General features: G+C 52.5%; 18 protein-coding genes. All 18 read right to left on the bottom strand.

Translation table 11 applies throughout. From position 1 onward, the window contains the following. Position 1 precedes the first annotated feature (1 nt). A complete protein-coding gene (locus ABNV41_RS03405) occupies positions 2 to 724 on the bottom strand; it encodes an ABC transporter ATP-binding protein (protein ID WP_349934989.1) in 723 nt (240 codons plus the stop codon). Beyond that, positions 717 to 1,964 carry a lipoprotein-releasing ABC transporter permease subunit gene (locus ABNV41_RS03400; RefSeq protein ID WP_050820054.1) on the bottom strand — a complete coding sequence of 416 codons (1,248 nt, stop codon included), beginning with the start codon at positions 1,962 to 1,964 and terminating at the stop codon, positions 717 to 719. The genes ABNV41_RS03405 and ABNV41_RS03400 overlap by 8 nt, the downstream gene beginning before the upstream one ends. A 5-nt stretch (positions 1,965 to 1,969) precedes the next feature. Next, positions 1,970 to 3,286 (bottom strand): proline--tRNA ligase, encoded by a 1,317-nt coding sequence (gene proS / locus ABNV41_RS03395; RefSeq protein WP_349934988.1) that lies wholly within the window; start codon positions 3,284 to 3,286, stop codon positions 1,970 to 1,972. A gap of 146 nt (positions 3,287 to 3,432) precedes the next feature. Further along, positions 3,433 to 5,076, bottom strand: coding sequence for a ribonuclease J (locus tag ABNV41_RS03390; protein ID WP_050820056.1), 1,644 nt, complete (start codon positions 5,074 to 5,076; stop codon positions 3,433 to 3,435). A gap of 9 nt (positions 5,077 to 5,085) precedes the next feature. Next, positions 5,086 to 5,895 (bottom strand): type III pantothenate kinase, encoded by an 810-nt coding sequence (locus ABNV41_RS03385; RefSeq protein WP_050820057.1) that lies wholly within the window; start codon positions 5,893 to 5,895, stop codon positions 5,086 to 5,088. Positions 5,896 to 5,898: 3 nt separating this feature from the next. Beyond that, positions 5,899 to 6,642 (bottom strand): biotin--[acetyl-CoA-carboxylase] ligase, encoded by a 744-nt coding sequence (locus ABNV41_RS03380; RefSeq protein ID WP_050820058.1) that lies wholly within the window; start codon positions 6,640 to 6,642, stop codon positions 5,899 to 5,901. After that, positions 6,639 to 8,081 (bottom strand): NADH-quinone oxidoreductase subunit NuoN, encoded by a 1,443-nt coding sequence (nuoN, locus tag ABNV41_RS03375; protein WP_050820059.1) that lies wholly within the window; start codon positions 8,079 to 8,081, stop codon positions 6,639 to 6,641. Before nuoN ends, ABNV41_RS03380 begins: the two co-directional genes overlap by 4 nt. Positions 8,082 to 8,153: 72 nt before the next feature. Continuing rightward, a complete protein-coding gene (nuoL, locus tag ABNV41_RS03370) occupies positions 8,154 to 10,094 on the bottom strand; it encodes an NADH-quinone oxidoreductase subunit L (protein WP_349934987.1) in 1,941 nt (646 codons plus the stop codon). A 6-nt stretch (positions 10,095 to 10,100) separates the two neighbouring features. Next, positions 10,101 to 10,424 carry an NADH-quinone oxidoreductase subunit NuoK gene (gene nuoK, locus ABNV41_RS03365; protein ID WP_006116568.1) on the bottom strand — a complete coding sequence of 108 codons (324 nt, stop codon included), beginning with the start codon at positions 10,422 to 10,424 and terminating at the stop codon, positions 10,101 to 10,103. Continuing rightward, positions 10,421 to 11,152 carry an NADH-quinone oxidoreductase subunit J gene (locus ABNV41_RS03360; protein WP_080986821.1) on the bottom strand — a complete coding sequence of 244 codons (732 nt, stop codon included), beginning with the start codon at positions 11,150 to 11,152 and terminating at the stop codon, positions 10,421 to 10,423. The genes nuoK and ABNV41_RS03360 overlap by 4 nt, the downstream gene beginning before the upstream one ends. Before the next feature lie 18 nt (positions 11,153 to 11,170). Continuing rightward, on the bottom strand, positions 11,171 to 11,659 hold the full coding sequence (nuoI, locus tag ABNV41_RS03355; protein WP_019088402.1) for an NADH-quinone oxidoreductase subunit NuoI: 489 nt from the start codon (positions 11,657 to 11,659) through the stop codon (positions 11,171 to 11,173). Continuing rightward, positions 11,659 to 12,687: an NADH-quinone oxidoreductase subunit NuoH gene (gene nuoH, locus ABNV41_RS03350; RefSeq protein WP_006116565.1), complete on the bottom strand. Its 1,029-nt coding sequence runs from the start codon at positions 12,685 to 12,687 to the stop codon at positions 11,659 to 11,661. The genes nuoI and nuoH overlap by 1 nt, the downstream gene beginning before the upstream one ends. Before the next feature lie 5 nt (positions 12,688 to 12,692). Next, positions 12,693 to 14,771, bottom strand: a complete 2,079-nt coding sequence (nuoG, locus tag ABNV41_RS03345) for an NADH-quinone oxidoreductase subunit NuoG (RefSeq protein ID WP_050820062.1) — start codon at positions 14,769 to 14,771, stop codon at positions 12,693 to 12,695. Between the two features lie 5 nt (positions 14,772 to 14,776). Continuing rightward, a complete protein-coding gene (nuoF, locus tag ABNV41_RS03340; RefSeq protein ID WP_050820063.1) occupies positions 14,777 to 16,105 on the bottom strand; it encodes an NADH-quinone oxidoreductase subunit NuoF in 1,329 nt (442 codons plus the stop codon). A gap of 11 nt (positions 16,106 to 16,116) precedes the next feature. After that, positions 16,117 to 16,758 (bottom strand): NAD(P)H-dependent oxidoreductase subunit E, encoded by a 642-nt coding sequence (locus tag ABNV41_RS03335; protein WP_087651964.1) that lies wholly within the window; start codon positions 16,756 to 16,758, stop codon positions 16,117 to 16,119. Further along, a complete protein-coding gene (locus ABNV41_RS03330; RefSeq protein ID WP_050820065.1) occupies positions 16,755 to 18,035 on the bottom strand; it encodes an NADH-quinone oxidoreductase subunit D in 1,281 nt (426 codons plus the stop codon). Before ABNV41_RS03330 ends, ABNV41_RS03335 begins: the two co-directional genes overlap by 4 nt. Beyond that, entirely contained in the window at positions 18,035 to 18,694 is a 660-nt protein-coding gene (locus tag ABNV41_RS03325; protein ID WP_050820066.1) for an NADH-quinone oxidoreductase subunit C, read from the bottom strand. Before ABNV41_RS03325 ends, ABNV41_RS03330 begins: the two co-directional genes overlap by 1 nt. After that, complete coding sequence (locus ABNV41_RS03320) at positions 18,687 to 19,247, bottom strand: NADH-quinone oxidoreductase subunit B family protein (RefSeq protein ID WP_003625270.1); 561 nt, start codon at positions 19,245 to 19,247, stop codon at positions 18,687 to 18,689. The genes ABNV41_RS03325 and ABNV41_RS03320 overlap by 8 nt, the downstream gene beginning before the upstream one ends. Positions 19,248 to 19,255: the final 8 nt, after the last annotated feature.

The following is a 19,255-nucleotide window of genomic DNA, read 5'->3' as shown; positions in this document are numbered from 1 at the left end:
ATCAACCAGCAGAGGCAGGCAGTGCATCGCCGTTAAAATCGGCAGGTACCAGCCTGCCCTCCTGCATGGTCACAACCCTATCCATGCGCGGTAGCAATTCGCGGTTATGGGTTGCCACCAGAACAGCTAGCCCTTTCTGGCGCACAACATCAAGCAACTGAGAAAACACGCTATCTGCCGTATGCACATCCAAGTTGCCGGTAGGTTCATCGGCTAACAGCAGTGCAGGGTCATTTGCCAAAGCACGCGCAATGGCAACGCGCTGCTGCTCACCGCCCGAAAGCTTGCCCGGCAGATGGTTTACACGGTGCGCCAAACCAAACATGCGCAAAAGCTCTTCAGCTTTACGGCGCGCCTGTGCCTTACCTACGCCCGCAATCATCTGCGGGAGCACTACGTTTTCCTTGGCTGTAAATTCACCCAGAAGGTGGTGAAACTGATAGACAAATCCTATCTGGTCTCGCCGCATCGCCGTGCGTCCGGCATCTGCCATACCAGTGGTAATCTGGCCCGCAATAACAATCTCGCCCGCATCTGGCGTATCCAGCAAACCAGCCAGATGCAGCAAGGTTGATTTACCTGTGCCTGATGGCGCAACCAGACCCACAATTTCACCGGCATGCAGAGAGAAATTGATATCCTGCAAAACAGGCAGAACCCCCTCATCCCCACTGCGATAAGCCTTGCGAACGTGCTTCAGGCTTAAAACTGGCTGATTATTCATGCCGCAAAGCCTCCACAGGGTCTGTTTTGGCCGCACGCCAAGAAGGATAAAGCGTTGCCAGCAAGGAAAGCCCCAGCGCCATGACAATAACTTCGACCACCTGCCCCCACACCAGCTTTGCAGGCAGGTGCTCCAGATAGTAAACTTCCGGGTTGAACAGGTTTGTGCCGGTCAGTTTTTGCAGAAGCTGACGGATACGCTCGATATTCATGCAGAACACAACGCCGAGTGCCGTGCCTGCCACAGTGCCCGTTACGCCTACAAAAGCACCGCACATTAGAAAAATGCGCATAATGGCGCCGCGGCTGGCCCCTATGGTGCGCAGCACGGCAATATCGGCTGTTTTATCCTTCACCATCATAATGAGAGAGGAAATAACATTAAAAGCCGCCACAAGAATAATCAGCGTGAGGATAAGGAACATCACATTCTGCTCCACCTGCACGGCGCCAAACAGAGCATTGTTGGCGTTCGTCCAATCCAACACGCGCAGGCCCGGATCCCCCACCGCATTTTCAATGGCAAGGGTAACAGGGCGCACGTGCTCTGCATCCTTGGTCATGACCTGGATCTGCGTGGCCTTGCTGGGCATCTGAAAGTAAATTTGCGCCGCGTGCATGGGCAAAAACACAACGCTGGAGTTGTAGTCGTTCACCCCAGCATCAAAAATAGCCACCACCCGATACCGGCGCACACGTGGCACGGTGCCAAACGCCGTGGCTGCTCCATCTGGTGAAACAAGGGTAAGGCCAGAGCCAATACCTAAGCCTGCCCGTTCCGCCATTGTAACACCCACAACGATGGAATCATCCGGGCCAAAATCATCTAGTGAACCAGCAATAATGGAAGAACTGACGGCTTTAAGGTCTTTCAGCCCTTGCGGTGTCAGACCATGCACCATGCCGCCAGAATTATAGGCCCCGGCGCTGAGAAGCACCTGCCCTTCCACCAAAGGTGTGGCGCTGACCACGCCCGGAACAGACCGAACCTTACGCGTGACATCTTCATACTGGGAGATTGTGCGGCCCTGACCATAAATGGTCAGATCCCCATTCAACCCCAGAATGCGCCCCATAAGGTCGGCCTGAAAGCCGTTCATCACAGCCATAACGATAATGAGCGTTGCCACACCAAGGGCAATGCCAACTAGCGAGAAAATGGCAATAACTGATACAAACCGTTCCCCTCGCCGCGCACGGAGGTAACGGCCCGCCACCGCCCGCTCAAAGGGTCCGAACATGCTGATCAGCCTGCCAGAACCAGAGCCAGCGCGTCATCCACGCTCATTTCATGGCGCTCACCGGTGGCACGGCGCTTCAGTTCCACCTTACCTCCCTTGGCACCACGTGGGCCTACAACAATCTGCCACGGGTGGCCCATAAGGTCTGCATCTGCAAACTTTACGCCAGCACGTTCTGCACGATCATCATACAGGAAGGCTTCTTCATTCGTGTTGTAGATGCGCTCGCAAATGGCATCGCACAGTTCATCACCGTTTTTCAGGTTCAGAATAACTGCACGGAAGGGTGCAACAGCATCCGGCCAGATAATGCCGTTATCATCGTGACAAGCTTCAATAATTGCACCGGCAAGGCGGGAAACCCCAATACCGTAAGACCCCATTTCTGGGTAAAGCTGGTTTCCGTCCGGGCCGCTTACGCTGACCTCCATGGAGCGAGTGTATTTATCGCCAAAATAGAAGATGTGGCCAACTTCTACGCCACGGCCTTCACGCCGGCGTTCTTCTGGCACGGCTTGCCATCCGGCCTCATCGTGCATTTCATCCGTTGCGGCGTAAGGCGTTGTCACACGGTTGAAGAAGGCTTCCAGCGCTACGGGGCTGTTGGTATCAACCGGTTCATCCAGCCAATCCAGCTCTTCCAGCGCGGCATCGTAAAACACGCCGCTTTCCCCCGTGGGGGCCAGAATCAGGAACTCATGGCTCAGTTCACCACCAATCGGCCCAGTATCGGCCCGCATGGGCACAGCCCGCACACCCAAACGCTGGAAGGTACGCAGGTAAGCCAGCAGCATGCGCCGATAGGTTGCAACAGCAGAGTCGTAGTCCAGATCAAAGCTGTAGGCATCTTTCATCAGAAACTCACGGCCTCGCATCACCCCAAAGCGGGGGCGCATTTCATCACGGAATTTCCACTGGATATGATACAGAACCTGCGGCAGATCCTTGTAGGATTTTACGGTCTGACCAAACAGATCCGTAATCATTTCCTCGTTGGTCGGCCCGTACAGCAGTTCGCGCTTGTGCCGATCCTGAATACGCAGCATTTCCGGGCCATAGGCATCATACCGGCCAGAACGCTTCCACAAATCGGCTGATTGCAAGGTGGGCATCAGCACTTCCTGCGCGCCTACCCGATCCTGCTCTTCCCGCACGATCTGGCTGATATTGCGCAACACTTTCAGCCCCGCTGGCAGCCACGCATAAATGCCAGATGCCGTCTGGCGGATAAGCCCCGCCCGCAACATAAGCCGGTGCGAGACAATCTGGGCTTCTGCCGGATTTTCCTTGAGAGTGGGAAGCAAGCTGCGCGAAAGACGCATGGTGCATTCAGCCTTGTAAAAAAAGCGACTTTTCCTGAACGAAAGCCGCTTTGGTGTAACCAATCACTATCTGCTGTAAAACAGCGGCGGGATAAAGAAAAGCCTGACACTCCGGCATTTTCTCTTACCCCGCCTTCTGTCAGGTATCAGACACGCAGTACGTGAACATCCACCAATGGGCGCTTTTGCAGCTTACGCCCCAATGCGCGACGCAGGGCCGTTTTGGCGGCCTCACGGAAGGAAACATCATCCCCACGCAGTTCATCTGGAATAATGTCCAGCGCGTTGGCGAATTCTTCACGCACACGCACGCTTTCCAGATCATCCGGATCAAGCAGGCCCGGTGCGCTCACCTTGGGCTCACCAATCACAAAGCCTTCTTCATCCACTGCAAAACTGCCGATGACTATGCCGTTGAACAGCATTTTGCGGCGCGCAGCCAGCACCCCTCCGTTCATGGGCAGCAGACGGTTACCATCCAGTGCCAGACGGCCTGTTGGGGCTGTATCCACCACTTCCAGCTTGCCCGGAGAAAGACGCAGGATATCACCATCTTCCAGCAGAACGGGGGCAATACCCATTTCCTGCGCCAATGCGGCTTGTGCTGTCAGATGGCGCCATTCACCATGTACCGGCACAACATGCTGCGGCTTGAGCAATTCGTACATTTTCTGCACATCGCCACCCGTTGCGTGGCCAGACACATGCACAAAATGCTCGCGGTCCGTAATCACCCGCACGCCACGGCGTGAAAGATTATCCTGCACCGCCATAATTGCGCGCTCATTACCCGGAATCATACGGCTGGAATAAATAACCGTATCCCCCTCACCCAAAGCGATGTTGGGGTGGGTATCCATGGCAATGCGAGACAGAGCGGAACGAGGCTCACCCTGACTACCTGTAATGATCAGCAGAATCTGATCATCTGGCACATCGTTTACGTCCTGCTCTGTCAGGAACGGCAGAACGCCAGACAGATAACCGCAATCCCGCGCAGCGGTATCGAGATTGCGCAAGGAACGCCCAACCAGAACCACCGTACGCCCAGCAGCCTGTGCTGCCATAGCAATGGTTTCAACACGCGCCACGTTGGAGGCAAAGCATGTTACGGCAATGCGGCCCTTAAGGCTTGCCACCAGTTCCGTCATGCTGCGGCGCACTTCGGATTCTGAACGAGACGGCCCCGGCTTCATCACATTGGTGCTGTCACACACCAGCGCCAGAACGCCTTCACGGCCAATTTCGGCCAGCCTGTTCAGGTCTGTTGCAGGCCCCACCAACGGGTCTGGGTCAAACTTCCAGTCCCCTGTATGCACCACAATGCCGGAGGGCGTGCGCAGAACCATGGACTGCGCCTCTGGCACAGAATGCGTTACCGGCACAAACTCAATATCAAACGGCCCTACATCAAACCGCGCACCGGGCTGGATGACATGAATAGGCACATCCATAATGCGGGCCTCAGCCAACTTGCGGCGCAGAACAGCTGCGGCAAAAGGCGTAACATATACAGGGCACTGCAACATGGGCCAGACATGAGCCACAGCGCCAATATGGTCTTCATGTGCATGGGTAATTACCAAGCCGGCCAGCTTATCCCGGCGCTCTACAATAAAGCTTGGATCTGGCACCAGAATTTCGGCTTCTGGCGTATCGTTGCCACTAAACCCAATGCCACAATCTATCGCCAGCCACGTGTCTCCCAACCGGTAAAGGTTGAGATTCATGCCAATCTCACCCGTTCCGCCCAAAGGCAGAAAGGCCAGATCGCCGTTCTGTTCTGTCATTTCCGTGTTTTACCCTTCTGCAACATAATCTCGGTCCACTGTAAGTTTTGGCAGGGGGTTTCGCCCCGCCAGCAAACGCAACCCATTTAGGGTGAGCATTGAATCCACATGTTCAAAAACAGACGTACCTTCTGAGAAGAGTGGAGCCAGACCACCGGTTGCCAGCACCTTCATGGGGCCAACCTCCTTTCTGATCCTCTCGACAATCCCCTCAATCAAACCAACATAACCCCAAAACACGCCAGACCGCATTGCGGTTACCGTGTTGCGCCCAATGGCGGAATCTCCTACTGGCCGCCCTATTCCTATACGGGGCAACCGTGCTGCTGCCTGATGTAACGCTTCAACCGACAAATTGATGCCAGGAGCAATAACACCACCGCAGTAGCTTCCATCCTTATCCACAACATCAAACGTTGTGGCCGTTCCAAAATCTATAACCGTAAGTGGTCCACCATACATATGGTGTGCAGCCAGACCATTCAACAGCCGATCTACCCCAACCTCATCAGGGTTATCCACCTTGATGGCAAATCCCCAATCCAGCCGGGCAGATGCAAGAAGCGGTTCAACAGCAAACCACTGCCTGCATAAAGTGCGTAAATGATACAAGGCAGCGGGCACAACAGTGCCAATAACCGCACCATCAATATCATCTGCCACAATACCTTGGGTGCGCAACAGCGCATTCAGCCAGACAGCATATTCATCAGATGTACGCTGGGGCTGCATGGTAATGCGCCACACACCACGCCATCTTTCACCATCATGCACCGCAAACACGACATTGGTGTTACCTGCATCAATAACAAGCAGCACCCTTTATACCCCTTCTTCCAGCAGGATATCTCCTGTCGTGATCGTTTTCATACCGGTTTCCGTGTCCACTAATAGGCGGCCATCTTCGGCCAAACCCGCAAATTTCCCCTGTTCATAAGTAGTTCGACTGCTAACGACAAGAGGCGTCCCTACAGGATGCGCCCGATCAAGCCATGCCTGCCGTAATGCGCCAAAGCCGTTTTGCTGCCAAACGGCACACCAATCTGTCAGACTGGAAAGAATATATTGGGCAACATCCTTTACAGGCGGAACCTCACCATACTGGCCCAAGCAAGCGGCAAAGCGACCTGTTTGCTGTTGAGATGGCGCCTGCGTGAGATTGGCGCCAAAACCTATAACAAGGCGTGCGCCTTCCCGCTCTATCAGGATACCACCAGCCTTCTGACCATCCAACAAAAGATCATTCGGCCATTTTATCATGAGATGCCCTGCTACAGCAGGCACGGCGCGCAGCAAGCCATCATAAAACGCCAAAGAGGCGGCAAACGGCCACCCCCCCAGCATATCCTGCCCCGCCTGTTGCGCATCTAGCAGAACAGATAAAGCGAGACTTTGCCCGGCATCCACCCATTGGCGGCCACGGCTGCCTCGGCCTTGAGTTTGCCTAAAGGCTAAAACCGCAAGGCCGGAAGCTGCCCCCTGCCGTGCCTGTTCCAGACAGAAATCAGAGGTGGAGCCCAGTTCTGCAAAGCATTCAAGCCGCCACGGGCTAGGCTGATCTTTCATCCGCCCAGAGCAAGTGCTGCCTGATGCGCCCATGCCATGAGAGGGCCCATTCCAGCAACAAACAAGGCAGTTGCCAAACCCATGCTACCAGAAACAAACAGCAGGCTGGGTGCAGGACGATCCAGCTCTTCTGCTGGGCTATCAAAATACATCACCTTCACAATCCGCAGATAATAATACGCACCAACTATGCTGGAGAGTGCGCCAATTACCACCAGTACGTAAAGGCCAGACTGCCAAGCTGCGGCAAAAACCAGAAATTTACCAAAGAAACCAGCCAGAGGTGGGGCTCCCACCATGCTGAACATAAACAGTGCCAGAACAGCAGCCATTGCCGGATCTGTACGCCCAAGACCCGCCAGGTCGGAAATACTGACAACTTCCCGCCCCTTCCGCCGCATTGCCGTAATGCAGGCAAACACACCTGCGTTCATGACAAAATACGCGGCCAGATAAATAAGCGTGGCCTGCACGCCTGCAAGCGATGCCGCTGCCAGCCCCATCATGGCATATCCCATATGACCAATGGAGGAATATGCCATCAGGCGTTTGATGTTGCCTTGAGGAATAGCTGCAAAAGCCCCGTACACCATGGACAGAACGGAAACAGTTTCAATCAGGATTTGCCAACGCGGCGCAACCGTACCAAACGGCCCGGCCATAACGCGCAAGAACAGCGCAAAAGCTGCAAATTTTGGCGCCCCTGCCATATAAGCTGTTACCGGGGTGGGCGCACCCTGATAGACATCTGGCGTCCACATATGAAACGGCACAGCGGAGAGTTTGAAGCACAGGCCAGTAACAATAAAAACAATACCAACAATCAGCCCCATTGGCAGATTGCCGGAAGCCCGAATGGCCGCCACCAGCCCTGTATATTCCATGGTACCTGCGTAACCATACACAAGCGAAATACCATAGAGCAGCAGACCAGAAGCCAAAGACCCAAGCACGAAATACTTCAGCCCTGCCTCGGATGACAGCACGCTATCCCGCTCCATCGCACACAAAATGTAAATGGACAGAGATGAGAGTTCCAACCCTACGAACAATGTCATCAAATTGGCGGAGGATGCCATAATCATCGCACCCAATGTTGAAAACAGCATCAGCACCGGGGTTTCAAACGGCAGAGTGGTTTTATCCCGCGTGCGGTAACTGAACGTTAGCACCACAGCGGTTAATGCACCTGCCAGTATCAGCATCTTCATAAAGCGGGCAAAGCCATCATTTACAAAGGTGCCTGCATAGCCTTCCCTCGTGGGAGACAGCAGAACCAGAAACCCGCATACGGCAAATGCTGCAATGCTCAACATGGCGGAAGAAAAAAATCCTTCCCCTTTCCGCTGCAACACACCGGCCACCAGAATAACAATACCAGACAACGCCAGAACAATTTCTGGCACCGCTATTGTCCAGTTAAAGCTGGTCATACTCATTGCACCATACCCCGCAGGTGGGAGGAGAAAGAAAAGGAAAAAACCGTTTCGCGCATCATGTTTGCTTCTTCCTCAGCCACACAGCGCCACGGTTAACAGCACAACTAGACCGGCCAGCACCGTAAACGCGTAAATAGCGATAGACCCTGTTTGCAGCTTTACGGCTTGGGCAGCACTTGTACGTGCAGCCTGCACCATGTCATGCGGCACGGCTTCCACCACACCTTCTTCTCCATCTTTCCAGAGAACACGTGCGATTGCGGCATAGGGGCGCACAAAAATGGCATCATACAATTCATCAAAATACCATTTGTTCAACAGAAAGCGATAAAGCGGCCCAAAAGCCCGCGCAATATTGGTTGGCAAAGCGGGGTTCAGCACATAACACAGCACAGCTACTGCAATACCAGCCAAACCTGCCAAAGAGGGCAAAATGGCAATCAGGCCCGGCACGTGCTCCAGATTTTCCATAATCGTATTATCTGGAGCGTTGAAAATGGCCCCTTCCCAGAAACCGATCTGGTGCGTTCCAATGTAAAATGGCGCCAAAAGAATACCTGCCACAACGGCACCAAAAGCCAATAGCACTAAAGGTACGCCCATAACGGCTGGACTTTCATGCGCGGCATCCCGTGCATGGGCATCTGCTGCCTGGCCATGAAACACCAGAAAAATAAGCCGCCAGCTATAAAAAGCTGTAAGAAAAGCAGTGATTGTGCCCAAGCTCCATGCATACATGCTGGCAGAAGAACCGGTGGACCACAGCGCATTGAGAATGGCATCCTTGGACCAATAGCCAGCAAACGGAAACACACCGGCAAGCGCTAAGCTGCCTATCCACATCACCGTGTAGGTCAGTGGCAGCTTTTTCCATAAGCCGCCCATCTTAAACATGTTCTGTTCATCATGCATTGCATGGATAACGGAACCAGCACCCAGAAACAGAAGCGCTTTGAAAAAGGCATGTGTTGTCAGATGAAAAACTGAAGCCTGATACGCACCCACACCCACAGCGGCAAACATGTAACCAAGCTGGGAACAGGTAGAATACGCGATGGTGCGCTTGATATCTGGCTGCACCATACCCACCGTTGCTGCAAAAAAGCAGGTGGTTGCACCAATAAGAATAATAAACGTGCGTGTTGCAGGCGCAAACTCTAGCAATGGAGACATACGCGCCATAAGAAACACACCGGCCGTAACCATTGTGGCTGCATGGATAAGGGCAGATACAGGTGTTGGGCCTTCCATGGCATCTGGCAACCATGTGTGCAGGAACAACTGGGCCGATTTACCCATAGCCCCAACAAACAGCAGCAGGCAGATAACCTCCAGCATACGGAAGGAAACACCAAACAGCGTGTATGGGGCGTTTAGAACCTGCGGAACCTGTGCAAAAATGGCATCATACTGCACAGTGTGGAACAGCACATAAATCAGCCCGATGCCGACAAGGAAAAACAAATCCGCCACGCGGTTGACCACAAAGGCCTTGATAGCTGCCGCTGTTGCGGATGGACGATCATACCAGTAGCCAATCAACAAATAACTGGCGAGCCCGACCCCTTCCCATCCGAAAAAAAGCTGGATCAGATCATTGGAAGAAACCAGCATGAGCATGGCAAAGGTAAACAGGGAAAGATAAGAAAAAAACCTGTATGTGGGCATAGAGTCATGGCTCATGTAGCCAAGGCTGTAACAATGCACCAGCAGCGAGACCACAAGCACCATTGCAACCATAGTGACAGATAGCGCATCAAACCTTAGCGTCCACGTGGCATCAAACCCACCCGCATGAACCCATTGTGCAAGATGCACTGTGGCATGGCCAAAACCTGCAAGCCACCCACCCCACAAAGCCCCAATGGCACAAAGCGTCGCAATGCCCATACACAAAAGGGTAACGGCTTTGGCCAAGGTATCACCCATGAGGCGACCACCAAGCCCAGCTACGGTAGCCCCTACAAGAGGTGTAAGAACAGCGGCGGAAAAGAGGTTAAGATCGGGCTGCATAGCCAATCATCCCTTCATCATCGTCACGTCTTCGACCTGGATGGATCCACGATTACGGAAATACACCGTAACAATAGCCAGACCGATGGCCGCTTCTGCTGCGGCAATTGTAAGCACAAACAGAACCATGACCTGCCCGGACAGATCTCCATGTGCGGAAGAAAACGCAACAAGATTGAGATTGGCCGAAAGCAGAATGAGTTCCATGGACATCAGCAGGATGATGACGTTCTTGCGGTTTAGAAAAATACCAAACACACCCAAAACCAGCAGTGCCGCGCTAACAAAAAGATAAGGCCCAATACCTATGGGAGCGATTGCGGATGTCATGGCCTGTTCTCCTCTGTTTCCGCTACAGCCTGATTTCCGGAACCATAGGAACCGGGAACTGCTGTTTCGTAATAGGAGCCTTTGGGCCGCAGGAAACCACCGCTTTCAAACACGTTTTCGCCAAGTGGCAGTTGTACAAGCTCCAGCGTTTCTTCAACTGTGCGTGCGTGTTGCTTATCTATGTTCTGGCGGCGGCCTGTAGCGCGTTCACGCAACGTCAACACAATGGCGCCTATCATGGCAACCAGCAGCACCAGCCCACACGCCTGAAACAGAAAAACGTAGTGTGTGTAAATAACGGTTCCCAAAGCTTCCGTATTGGTAAGCTGAGGCACAGGATTAAGAGGTGCCACAATATTGGCAGGCGCCATTTTCCAGTTACTGAACGCCATAAGCAGTTCAGCAAACAACACGCCCCCAACACATACGCCTAAAGGTGCGTGTTTCTGAAAACCTTCGCGTAGGCTGCTGAAATCTATATCCAGCATCATCACAACAAACAGGAACAGAACAGCCACTGCCCCCACGTAAACAATAACAAGCAGCATGGCCAAAAACTCGGCCCCAGCTACCAAGAACAAACCCGCTGCATTAAAAAATGCAAGGATAAGAAAAAGCACGGAATGCACCGGATTACGTGCGCTAATGACCATTACAGCCGAAAACAGCAGCACCGTTGCAAAAACGTAGAAAACAAGCTGTGCCATCATTGGCCAACCTCCTGCCATGTCATGGCCTGCATCTGCTCAGCGATACGGGGCATCTAATTCCAGACGCCGCGCAAGCAGCGCTTCCCACCTGTCTCCATTCGCTAAAAGCTTGTCTTTGTCGTACATAAGCTCCTCGCGCGTTTCGGTGGCGAATTCGTAGTTCGGGCCTTCAACAATCGCATCTACCGGGCAGGCTTCTTCACACAGACCGCAGTAAATGCACTTTGTCATATCAATGTCGTAGCGTGTGGTGCGGCGAGACCCATCATCGCGCTCTTCCGCCTCAATGGTAATGGCCTCTGCCGGGCATGTCGCTTCACAAAGCTTGCAGGCAATACAGCGTTCTTCCCCATTTGGGTAACGGCGCAATGCATGCTCCCCCCTAAACCTGGGGGATAGCGGCCCTTTTTCGTAAGGGTAGTTTAATGTCACTTTTGGGCGAAACATCATGCGGAAAGTGGATGACATGCCCCCCACCAGCTCTTTCAGCAGGAAAGAGCGCAGCGTGTTACCTAAAGCACCCATCAGTTCACACCTCCCATATGGGGCAGCAGACCTGTTGCCATAAGAAAACCTGCCGTTCCGATCATCCATAGAAGGGAAAGTGGCAGGAATACTTTCCAGCCCAGCCGCATAAGCTGATCGTACCGATACCGCGGGAACGTGGCACGCACCCAGATAAAGACGAACAGACAAAAAAGGATTTTGAAAATCAGCCACAAAGGCCCCGGCACCCAAGTCAGCGGTGCAATACCCAATGGTGGCAGCCAGCCCCCCAGAAACAGAATACTGACCATGGAGGACATAAGGATCATGTTTGCGTATTCGCCCAAAAAGAACAGACCAAACGCCAAGGATGAATATTCAACAAAAAAACCCGCCACCAGCTCACTTTCCCCTTCGGGAAGATCGAACGGTGCGCGGTTTGTTTCTGCCAATGCCGATATAAAAAACACAATAAACATCGGGAACATTGGCAAGCAGAACCAGACATGGCGCTGCGCCAGAACAATATCGTTCAGGTTCAGGCTACCCACAGCCAGCAACACGGAAACAATCACCAAGCCAATGGAAACTTCGTAAGAAACCATCTGCGCGGCAGAGCGTAAGCCACCAAGAAAAGCGTATTTGGAATTAGACGCCCAGCCAGCAATAAGAATGCCGTAAACACCTAATGACGAAATAGCCAGAAGGTAGAGAATACCCACATTGATATTGGCAACTGCCAAACCGTTACCTGTAGGAATAACCGCCCATGCCACCATGGCTAACGAAAAGGTAAGAAACGGTGCAAACAGAAACAAAGCACGGTTTGCGCCTGCCGGAATGATTGTTTCCTTTACAATCATCTTGATGGCATCTGCAAAAGCCTGAAGCAGCCCAAACGGGCCATTCACATTCGGCCCACGGCGGCGCTGCATGGCGGCCATCACTTTGCGTTCCATCAGCGTAAGATACGCAACCGCAATCAGCAGCGGCACCAAAACGGCCAGTGTTTCCAGCAGCATCAGAATAATCTGGCCAGCAAGGGTGTGGTAGAAGAACTGTCCCATTGGCCTTACTCCACTGCTATTGCGCGAGGCACGCTATAAACTTTTGAACATTCTGCCATAGTAGGGCTGGCACGGCTGATAGCATTGGTCTGGTAATAATCTGGGATGACAGACCTGAAAGGTGCGGACATAAAGCTTTTGTCCTCATCCTTTTTCTGTTGTGAGGCAATTGCCTGAGGGGCTGCAAATTTTGTGATATGCCCCACATGCGCAAACACAGGGTTTACATCCGCCATACGCGCACGCAATTCCTCCACCGTATTATACGGCAACGTGTGCCCACACACTTCTGAAAAAGCCCTGATAATACGCCAATCTTCTCGCGCATCTCCCGGGGCAAATACAGCCCGGAAGGCACGTTGTACACGCCCGGCAGTATTTACGTATGTACCTGATTTTTCCGTATAAGCGGCCCCGGGCAGAATAATATCTGCCCTCTTGGCCGCTGCATCACCATGATGCCCTTGATACACAACAAAGGTTTCTGGCGAGATACGATCAATGGGAAGTTCATCTGCGCCCATCAACCACAAAACTTCTACACCACCCCGCAGCATGCTGGCAGTGGCGCATCCGTGCGGGCCGGGCACAAACCCAATATCCAGTGCCCCCACGCGGGATGCCGCTGTGTGCAGAACATTCAGCCCGTTCCATCCATCCGCAACAACACCTGTTTTTGCCGCCAAATTCTTACATGCTGCATAAATAGCTGGGGCATCCTGACGGGTTAAGGCCCCATGCCCAAGAATGATCATGGGGCGTGATGCTTTTTGCAAAACCTCTGCAAAAGCATTTTCCCCTTTTAACAGGGCATCCAACGCATCTGGTCCATCAGCCAGAATATCAACCTGATATGTTGGGTCAGAAACAAACTGGCCAATGCTGGCTATGGGAAAGCCGCCTCGCCCTGCATCAAGATACCGCTTACGAATACGGGCATTTAAAACAGGGGCCTCATGCCGTGGTTCTACCCCTACCAGCAACAAGGCATCTGCCTCATCTATGCCGGCAATATCGCTATTAAACAGGTAATTTGCGCGTGCACTCAAATCATACCATGCGCCATCTTGTCGGCAGTCCAAGTTTGATGAACCGAGGTTATTCAAAAAATCCTTAAGGGCACATAGGCTTTCTACATCACACAGATCACCCGCAATGGCACCGATCTTTTCACCTGGCACGCCTTCTAGCCTACACGCCAAGGAAACAAATGCCTCCTGCCATGTGGCCGGATGCAGCTTACCGTGCACACGCACCCAAGGCTGATCAAGCCGCCGACGCTTAAGCCCATCAACCGAAAAACGTCCTTTGTCAGAAAGCCATTCTTCGTTCACTTCATCATTCACACGCGGCACAATGCGCATGACTTCACCACCGCGTGCCTGAACCTGGATATTCGTGCCCAGCGCATCCATCACATCAATGCTGTCTGTTTTTTTGTATTCCCATGAACGCGCATGAAAAGCCGATGGCTTGGCTGTAAGGGCACCTACAGGGCAAACATCTATCAGATTTCCTGAAAGTTCTGATGTCAGCGCTTTTTGCACGTATGTGGTGATTTCAGCATTTTCACCGCGTGAGACCATACCCAACTCAGGCGTGCCAGCAACTTCCGTGCTAAACCGAACACAACGTGTACACTGGATGCAGCGCGTCATAACCGTTTTAACCAACGGTCCAAGATCTTTGTCTGTTACAGCGCGTTTTTCTTCATGATAGCGCGAAATACCAGATCCATACCCATAAGCCTGGTCTTGCAGATCACATTCCCCACCCTGATCGCAAATAGGACAATCCAACGGGTGGTTAATCAGCAGAAATTCCATAACAGCACGGCGTGCACGGCGCACAACCTCTGTATCCGTAAAAATCTGCATTCCTTCAGAAATAGGAAAACCACAGGATGCAACAGGCTTGGGTGCACGCGCCACTTCTACCAGGCACATACGGCAGTTACCGGCAACGGAAAGCCGTTCATGATAGCAAAAACGCGGTATTTCCTTTCCGGCAGCCTCACACGCCTGCAAAGCACTAAAACCTGCGGGCACATCTACCGGTGTACCGTCAACAATGACCTTCACCATTATTCTTACTCCGCCGCCACTGGCACACCGCCCGCAGGCACCTGCACCAAGCCCGTGCCGCTATGCGCAGCCTTGTACTGCCGGATACGCGCTTCCATTTCTGGTCGGAAATGCCGGATCAACCCCTGAATAGGCCATGCAGCGGCATCACCCAGCGCGCAAATGGTGTGACCTTCCACCTGCTTGGTCACCTGCTCCAGCAGATCAATTTCTTCTATTTCAGCTTTACCCTGCACCATGCGGTTCATCATACGCATCATCCACCCGGTGCCTTCTCGGCATGGCGTGCACTGGCCGCAGCTTTCATGTTTAAAGAACTTTGAAAAACGCGCGATAGCTTCAATAATATCTGTGGATTTATCCATTACGATCATGCAAGCCGTACCCAAGCCGGAACGTTCTGCACGCAAACTATCGTAATCCATCAGCACAGTTTCACAGATAGATTTAGGCAACACAGGAACAGAGCAACCACCGGGAATAACGGCCAGCAAGTTATCCCAGCCACCGCGCACACCGCCGCCGTGTTTTTCAATAATTTCTTTAAGCGGAACACCCAGTTCTTCTTCAAACACACAAGGTGTATTTACATGGCCGGAAATGGCCATAAGTTTTGTGCCTGCATTATTGGGTCGGCCCAAGCCAGAAAACCAGGCTGCACCACGGCGCATAATGGTGGATGTAACGGCTATACTTTCCACATTATTCACTGTAGTTGGGCAACCATATAACCCCGCTCCTGCCGGAAATGGGGGCTTCATACGGGGCTGGCCTTTTTTGCCTTCCAGGCTTTCCAGCAGAGCTGTTTCTTCCCCACAAATATATGCGCCAGCACCACGGTGAATGCGGAAATCAAAATCCCATCCGCTACCAGCTGCATTTTTTCCGAGGAGTCCTGCCTCGTAAGCCTCATCTATGGCAGCCTGAAGGCGCTCGGCTTCTCTGCAAAACTCGCCACGGATGTAAATATAAGACGCATGTGCTCCCATAGCGAAAGAGGCTATCATTGCGCTCTCTATCAGCTTATGTGGCTCATGCCGCATAACTTCCCGGTCCTTACATGTGCCGGGTTCGGATTCATCGCCATTGATAACGAGATAATGTGGGCGACCATCAGACTTTTTGGGCATGAATGACCACTTTAGCCCGGTGGGAAAACCCGCTCCGCCGCGCCCACGCAGGCCAGAGGCTTTCATTTCTGCTACTACTGCATCACGCCCTTTTGCAATAATGGCTGCTGTATTATCCCAGTCTCCCCGTTTGCGGGCTGCGGGCAAACGCCAATCATCCTGGCCGTAAAGATTGGTGAAGATACGGTCTTTGTCTTGAAGCATAGCCGTTTCTCCTATTTCTGATCCGGGGATGATGCAGACGTTTCCAGAAGGGTTTTTCTGCCCCCTTCCGGTGCTGAGCACATACGGTTGATAGTCGGCCCAGCTTCTGGCTTCCGGCCTGCACGCAAATCCGCAATTAATGCTTCTGTGCGAGGCCCATCCATATCTTCGTAGTAATCATCATCAACTTGCAGAATAGGTGCGTTGGCGCATGCGCCCAGACACTCCACTTCTGTTAGAGTGAACAGACCATCTGCGCTGGTTTCACCAAAATGATGAATACCCGTTGCCTTACGGCAAGCCTCTGTTACCGCATCCGAACCACGTAGCCAGCATGGTGTGGTTGTGCAGACCTGAAGATGATAGCGACCAATCGGCTTTGTGTTGAACATGGTGTAAAAAGAGGCAACCTCATACACACGTATTGGTGCCATCTCTAATCTGCGGGCAATGTCATCCATTGCTGCAAGAGGTATCCAGGCGCTACCGGTTACACGGCCCATCTGGCGCTGTGCAACATACAAAAGCGGCATAACCGCACTGGCTTTGCGCTCTTCTGGATATTTTTTAAGAACATTTACAATTTCTGCTTCAGATTCATCATCAAAAGCAAAGCTATCCGGCTGTTCTGCCGGGGCCCAGGTGGTATTCATCGGTCAACCTCCCCGAACACAAGATCAAGCGATCCGATAATGGCCACCATGTCTGCCAGCATACCGCGGCGAGACAGTTCATCGATGGCCTGAAGATGAGCAAATCCTGTTGGGCGAATTTTGCAGCGATAAGGCCGGTTGCTTCCATCAGCAACCAGATACACCCCAAACTCTCCTTTAGGACTTTCAACCGCTGTATAGGTTGCGCCGGAGGGTACATGATACCCTTCGCTAAACAACTTGAAGTGATGAATGAGCGCTTCCATAGAACGCTTCATTTCTGCGCGTGGAGGCGGACTGAACTTAGGGTCCTGCACCTTTACGTCCCCTGGGCGTATCTGGGCCAGACATTGCTCAATAATCTTGACGCTTTCACGCATTTCCGCAACGCGCACCAAATAACGATCATAACAATCACCCTGCCGCGCTACCGGCACATTGAATTCAACCTTGTGGTAATTGTCATAGGGTTGATTACGCCGCAGATCCCACGGCACACCCGAGGCACGCAAACACGGCCCACTAAAGCCCCAAGCCAATGCCTGCTCTGTTGTAAAAACGCCAATACCAACCGTACGCTGTTTCCAGATACGGTTTTCAGTCAGAAGGCCTTCGAGTTCATCAATCCATTTTGGAAACTCTTTGGCCCATGCGCCTATTTTATCTTCCAAACCTGCCGGAACATCCCGCGCCACACCGCCCGGGCGGAAATAATTGGCATGAAACCGCGCGCCAGATGCGGCCTCGTAAAACTCCAGAAGTTTTTCGCGCTCTTCATATCCCCACAAAGCGGGGGTAACGGCCCCACAATCTAACCCCATCGCTGTAAGGTTGAGAATATGGTTTAGAACACGCGTTATTTCTGCAAACATAACACGCAGCCACTTGGCGCGTTCTGGAATATCAATGCCCAGAAGTTTTTCCGTTGCCAGAGCAAATGCCTGCTCCTCACACATCGGAGAAACATAATCCAGCCGATCAAAATACGGCAGAGCTTTCTGATAGGTTTTGTATTCTATCAGTTTTTCTGTGCCACGATGCAAAAGTCCAATATGGGGCACGGCACGCGCCACCACCTCACCTTCCATTTCCAGCACCAAGCGCAACACACCATGTGCAGATGGATGCTGGGGGCCAAAATTCAGCGCGTGAGAATCAATTTCCACAACCTTGCGTGGTTCTTCTTCCGCCACCTTTTCTGGCACAAGGCTTTCAGGAACATCTTGCCGCAGCACAGTATCTGCAGTTTCGATAAAGGTGTTTTTCAATTCAGTCATCAGCCGGACCTCTTCATGCCCTGTCTGACTTCATGCGCTTTTTCGTCTCCCGGCAAAGTCAGCATGCCCTCCCATGGGGAAACGAAATCGAAATCTCGAAAATCCTGTGTCAAGGAAACAGGTTCTTTTACAACCTGCCTGCGCTCCACATCGTAACGAACCTGTTCATAGCCCGTTAACGGGAAGTCTTTGCGCAGCGGATGCCCTTCAAACCCATTATCTGTAAGGATACGCCGCATATCTGGCTGCCCAGAAAAGACCACTCCAAACAGATCGTAACATTCACGCTCCCACCATGTGGCACAGGGCCATAAATGGTGTACTGAAGGCACGGGGGTTACTTCATCTGTCTGCACAACGACGCGAATACGGTGGTTATGTGTGACAGACAGCAGATTATAAACAACCTCAAAGCGTTGTGATCGTTCTGGATAATCTACCCCACACAAATCCATCAGCTGCTCAAAGCGATATGATGGATGATCCCTCAGCAACTCGAAAAAACGCAATAAGTGATCGCGCTCTATGCGGACAACCAACTCACCTTTTTCTATTGCCGCATAGGAAACTGAAGGCACAGTTGCCATAAAGGTAAAGGCCATGGCAGACAGCCGCCCCTCAAGGCGCCCCTGCCGAGGATTTACAGGAAGTTCAGCCACGGAGAATGGTCCCTGTCCGACGTATTTTTTTCTGAAGCAGCATGATGCCGTAGATCAAAGCCTCTGCCGTAGGCGGGCAGCCGGGCACATACACATCTACAGGCACAATGCGATCACACCCACGCACCACAGAATAAGAATAGTGGTAATACCCACCGCCATTGGCACAGGAGCCCATGGAAATAACCCAACGTGGCTCGGCCATTTGCTCGTACAACCGGCGCAGCACGGGGGCCATTTTGTTGGTAAGCGTGCCAGCCACAATCATGACATCTGACTGGCGCGGAGAACCACGCGGGATAATACCCATGCGGTCCAGATCATACCGCGGCATATAGGCGTGGATCATTTCCACTGCACAGCAAGCCAGCCCAAAGGACATAGGCCACAAGCTACCTGTACGCCCCCAGTTCACCAACTTATCCAGATTGGCAACAACAAAGCCTTTTTCGGCCAGAACCCCTGTAATGCCCCGCACAACAGCATCTTGCTCTGGGCCAGGCGGAAGCGCTTCGCGGTTCCATAAGACCGCATCCTGCTGGTTGGTTGTCATGGCTGTAT

The sequence above is a fragment of the Acetobacter sp. A11-2 genome (genome assembly GCF_040208445.1).
In the GTDB taxonomy this organism is placed as follows: Bacteria; Pseudomonadota; Alphaproteobacteria; order Acetobacterales; family Acetobacteraceae; genus Acetobacter; species Acetobacter oryzoeni.
The sequence above is the reverse complement of the archived record's forward strand: the minus strand, read 5'-3'. Positions and strand labels throughout refer to the sequence as shown.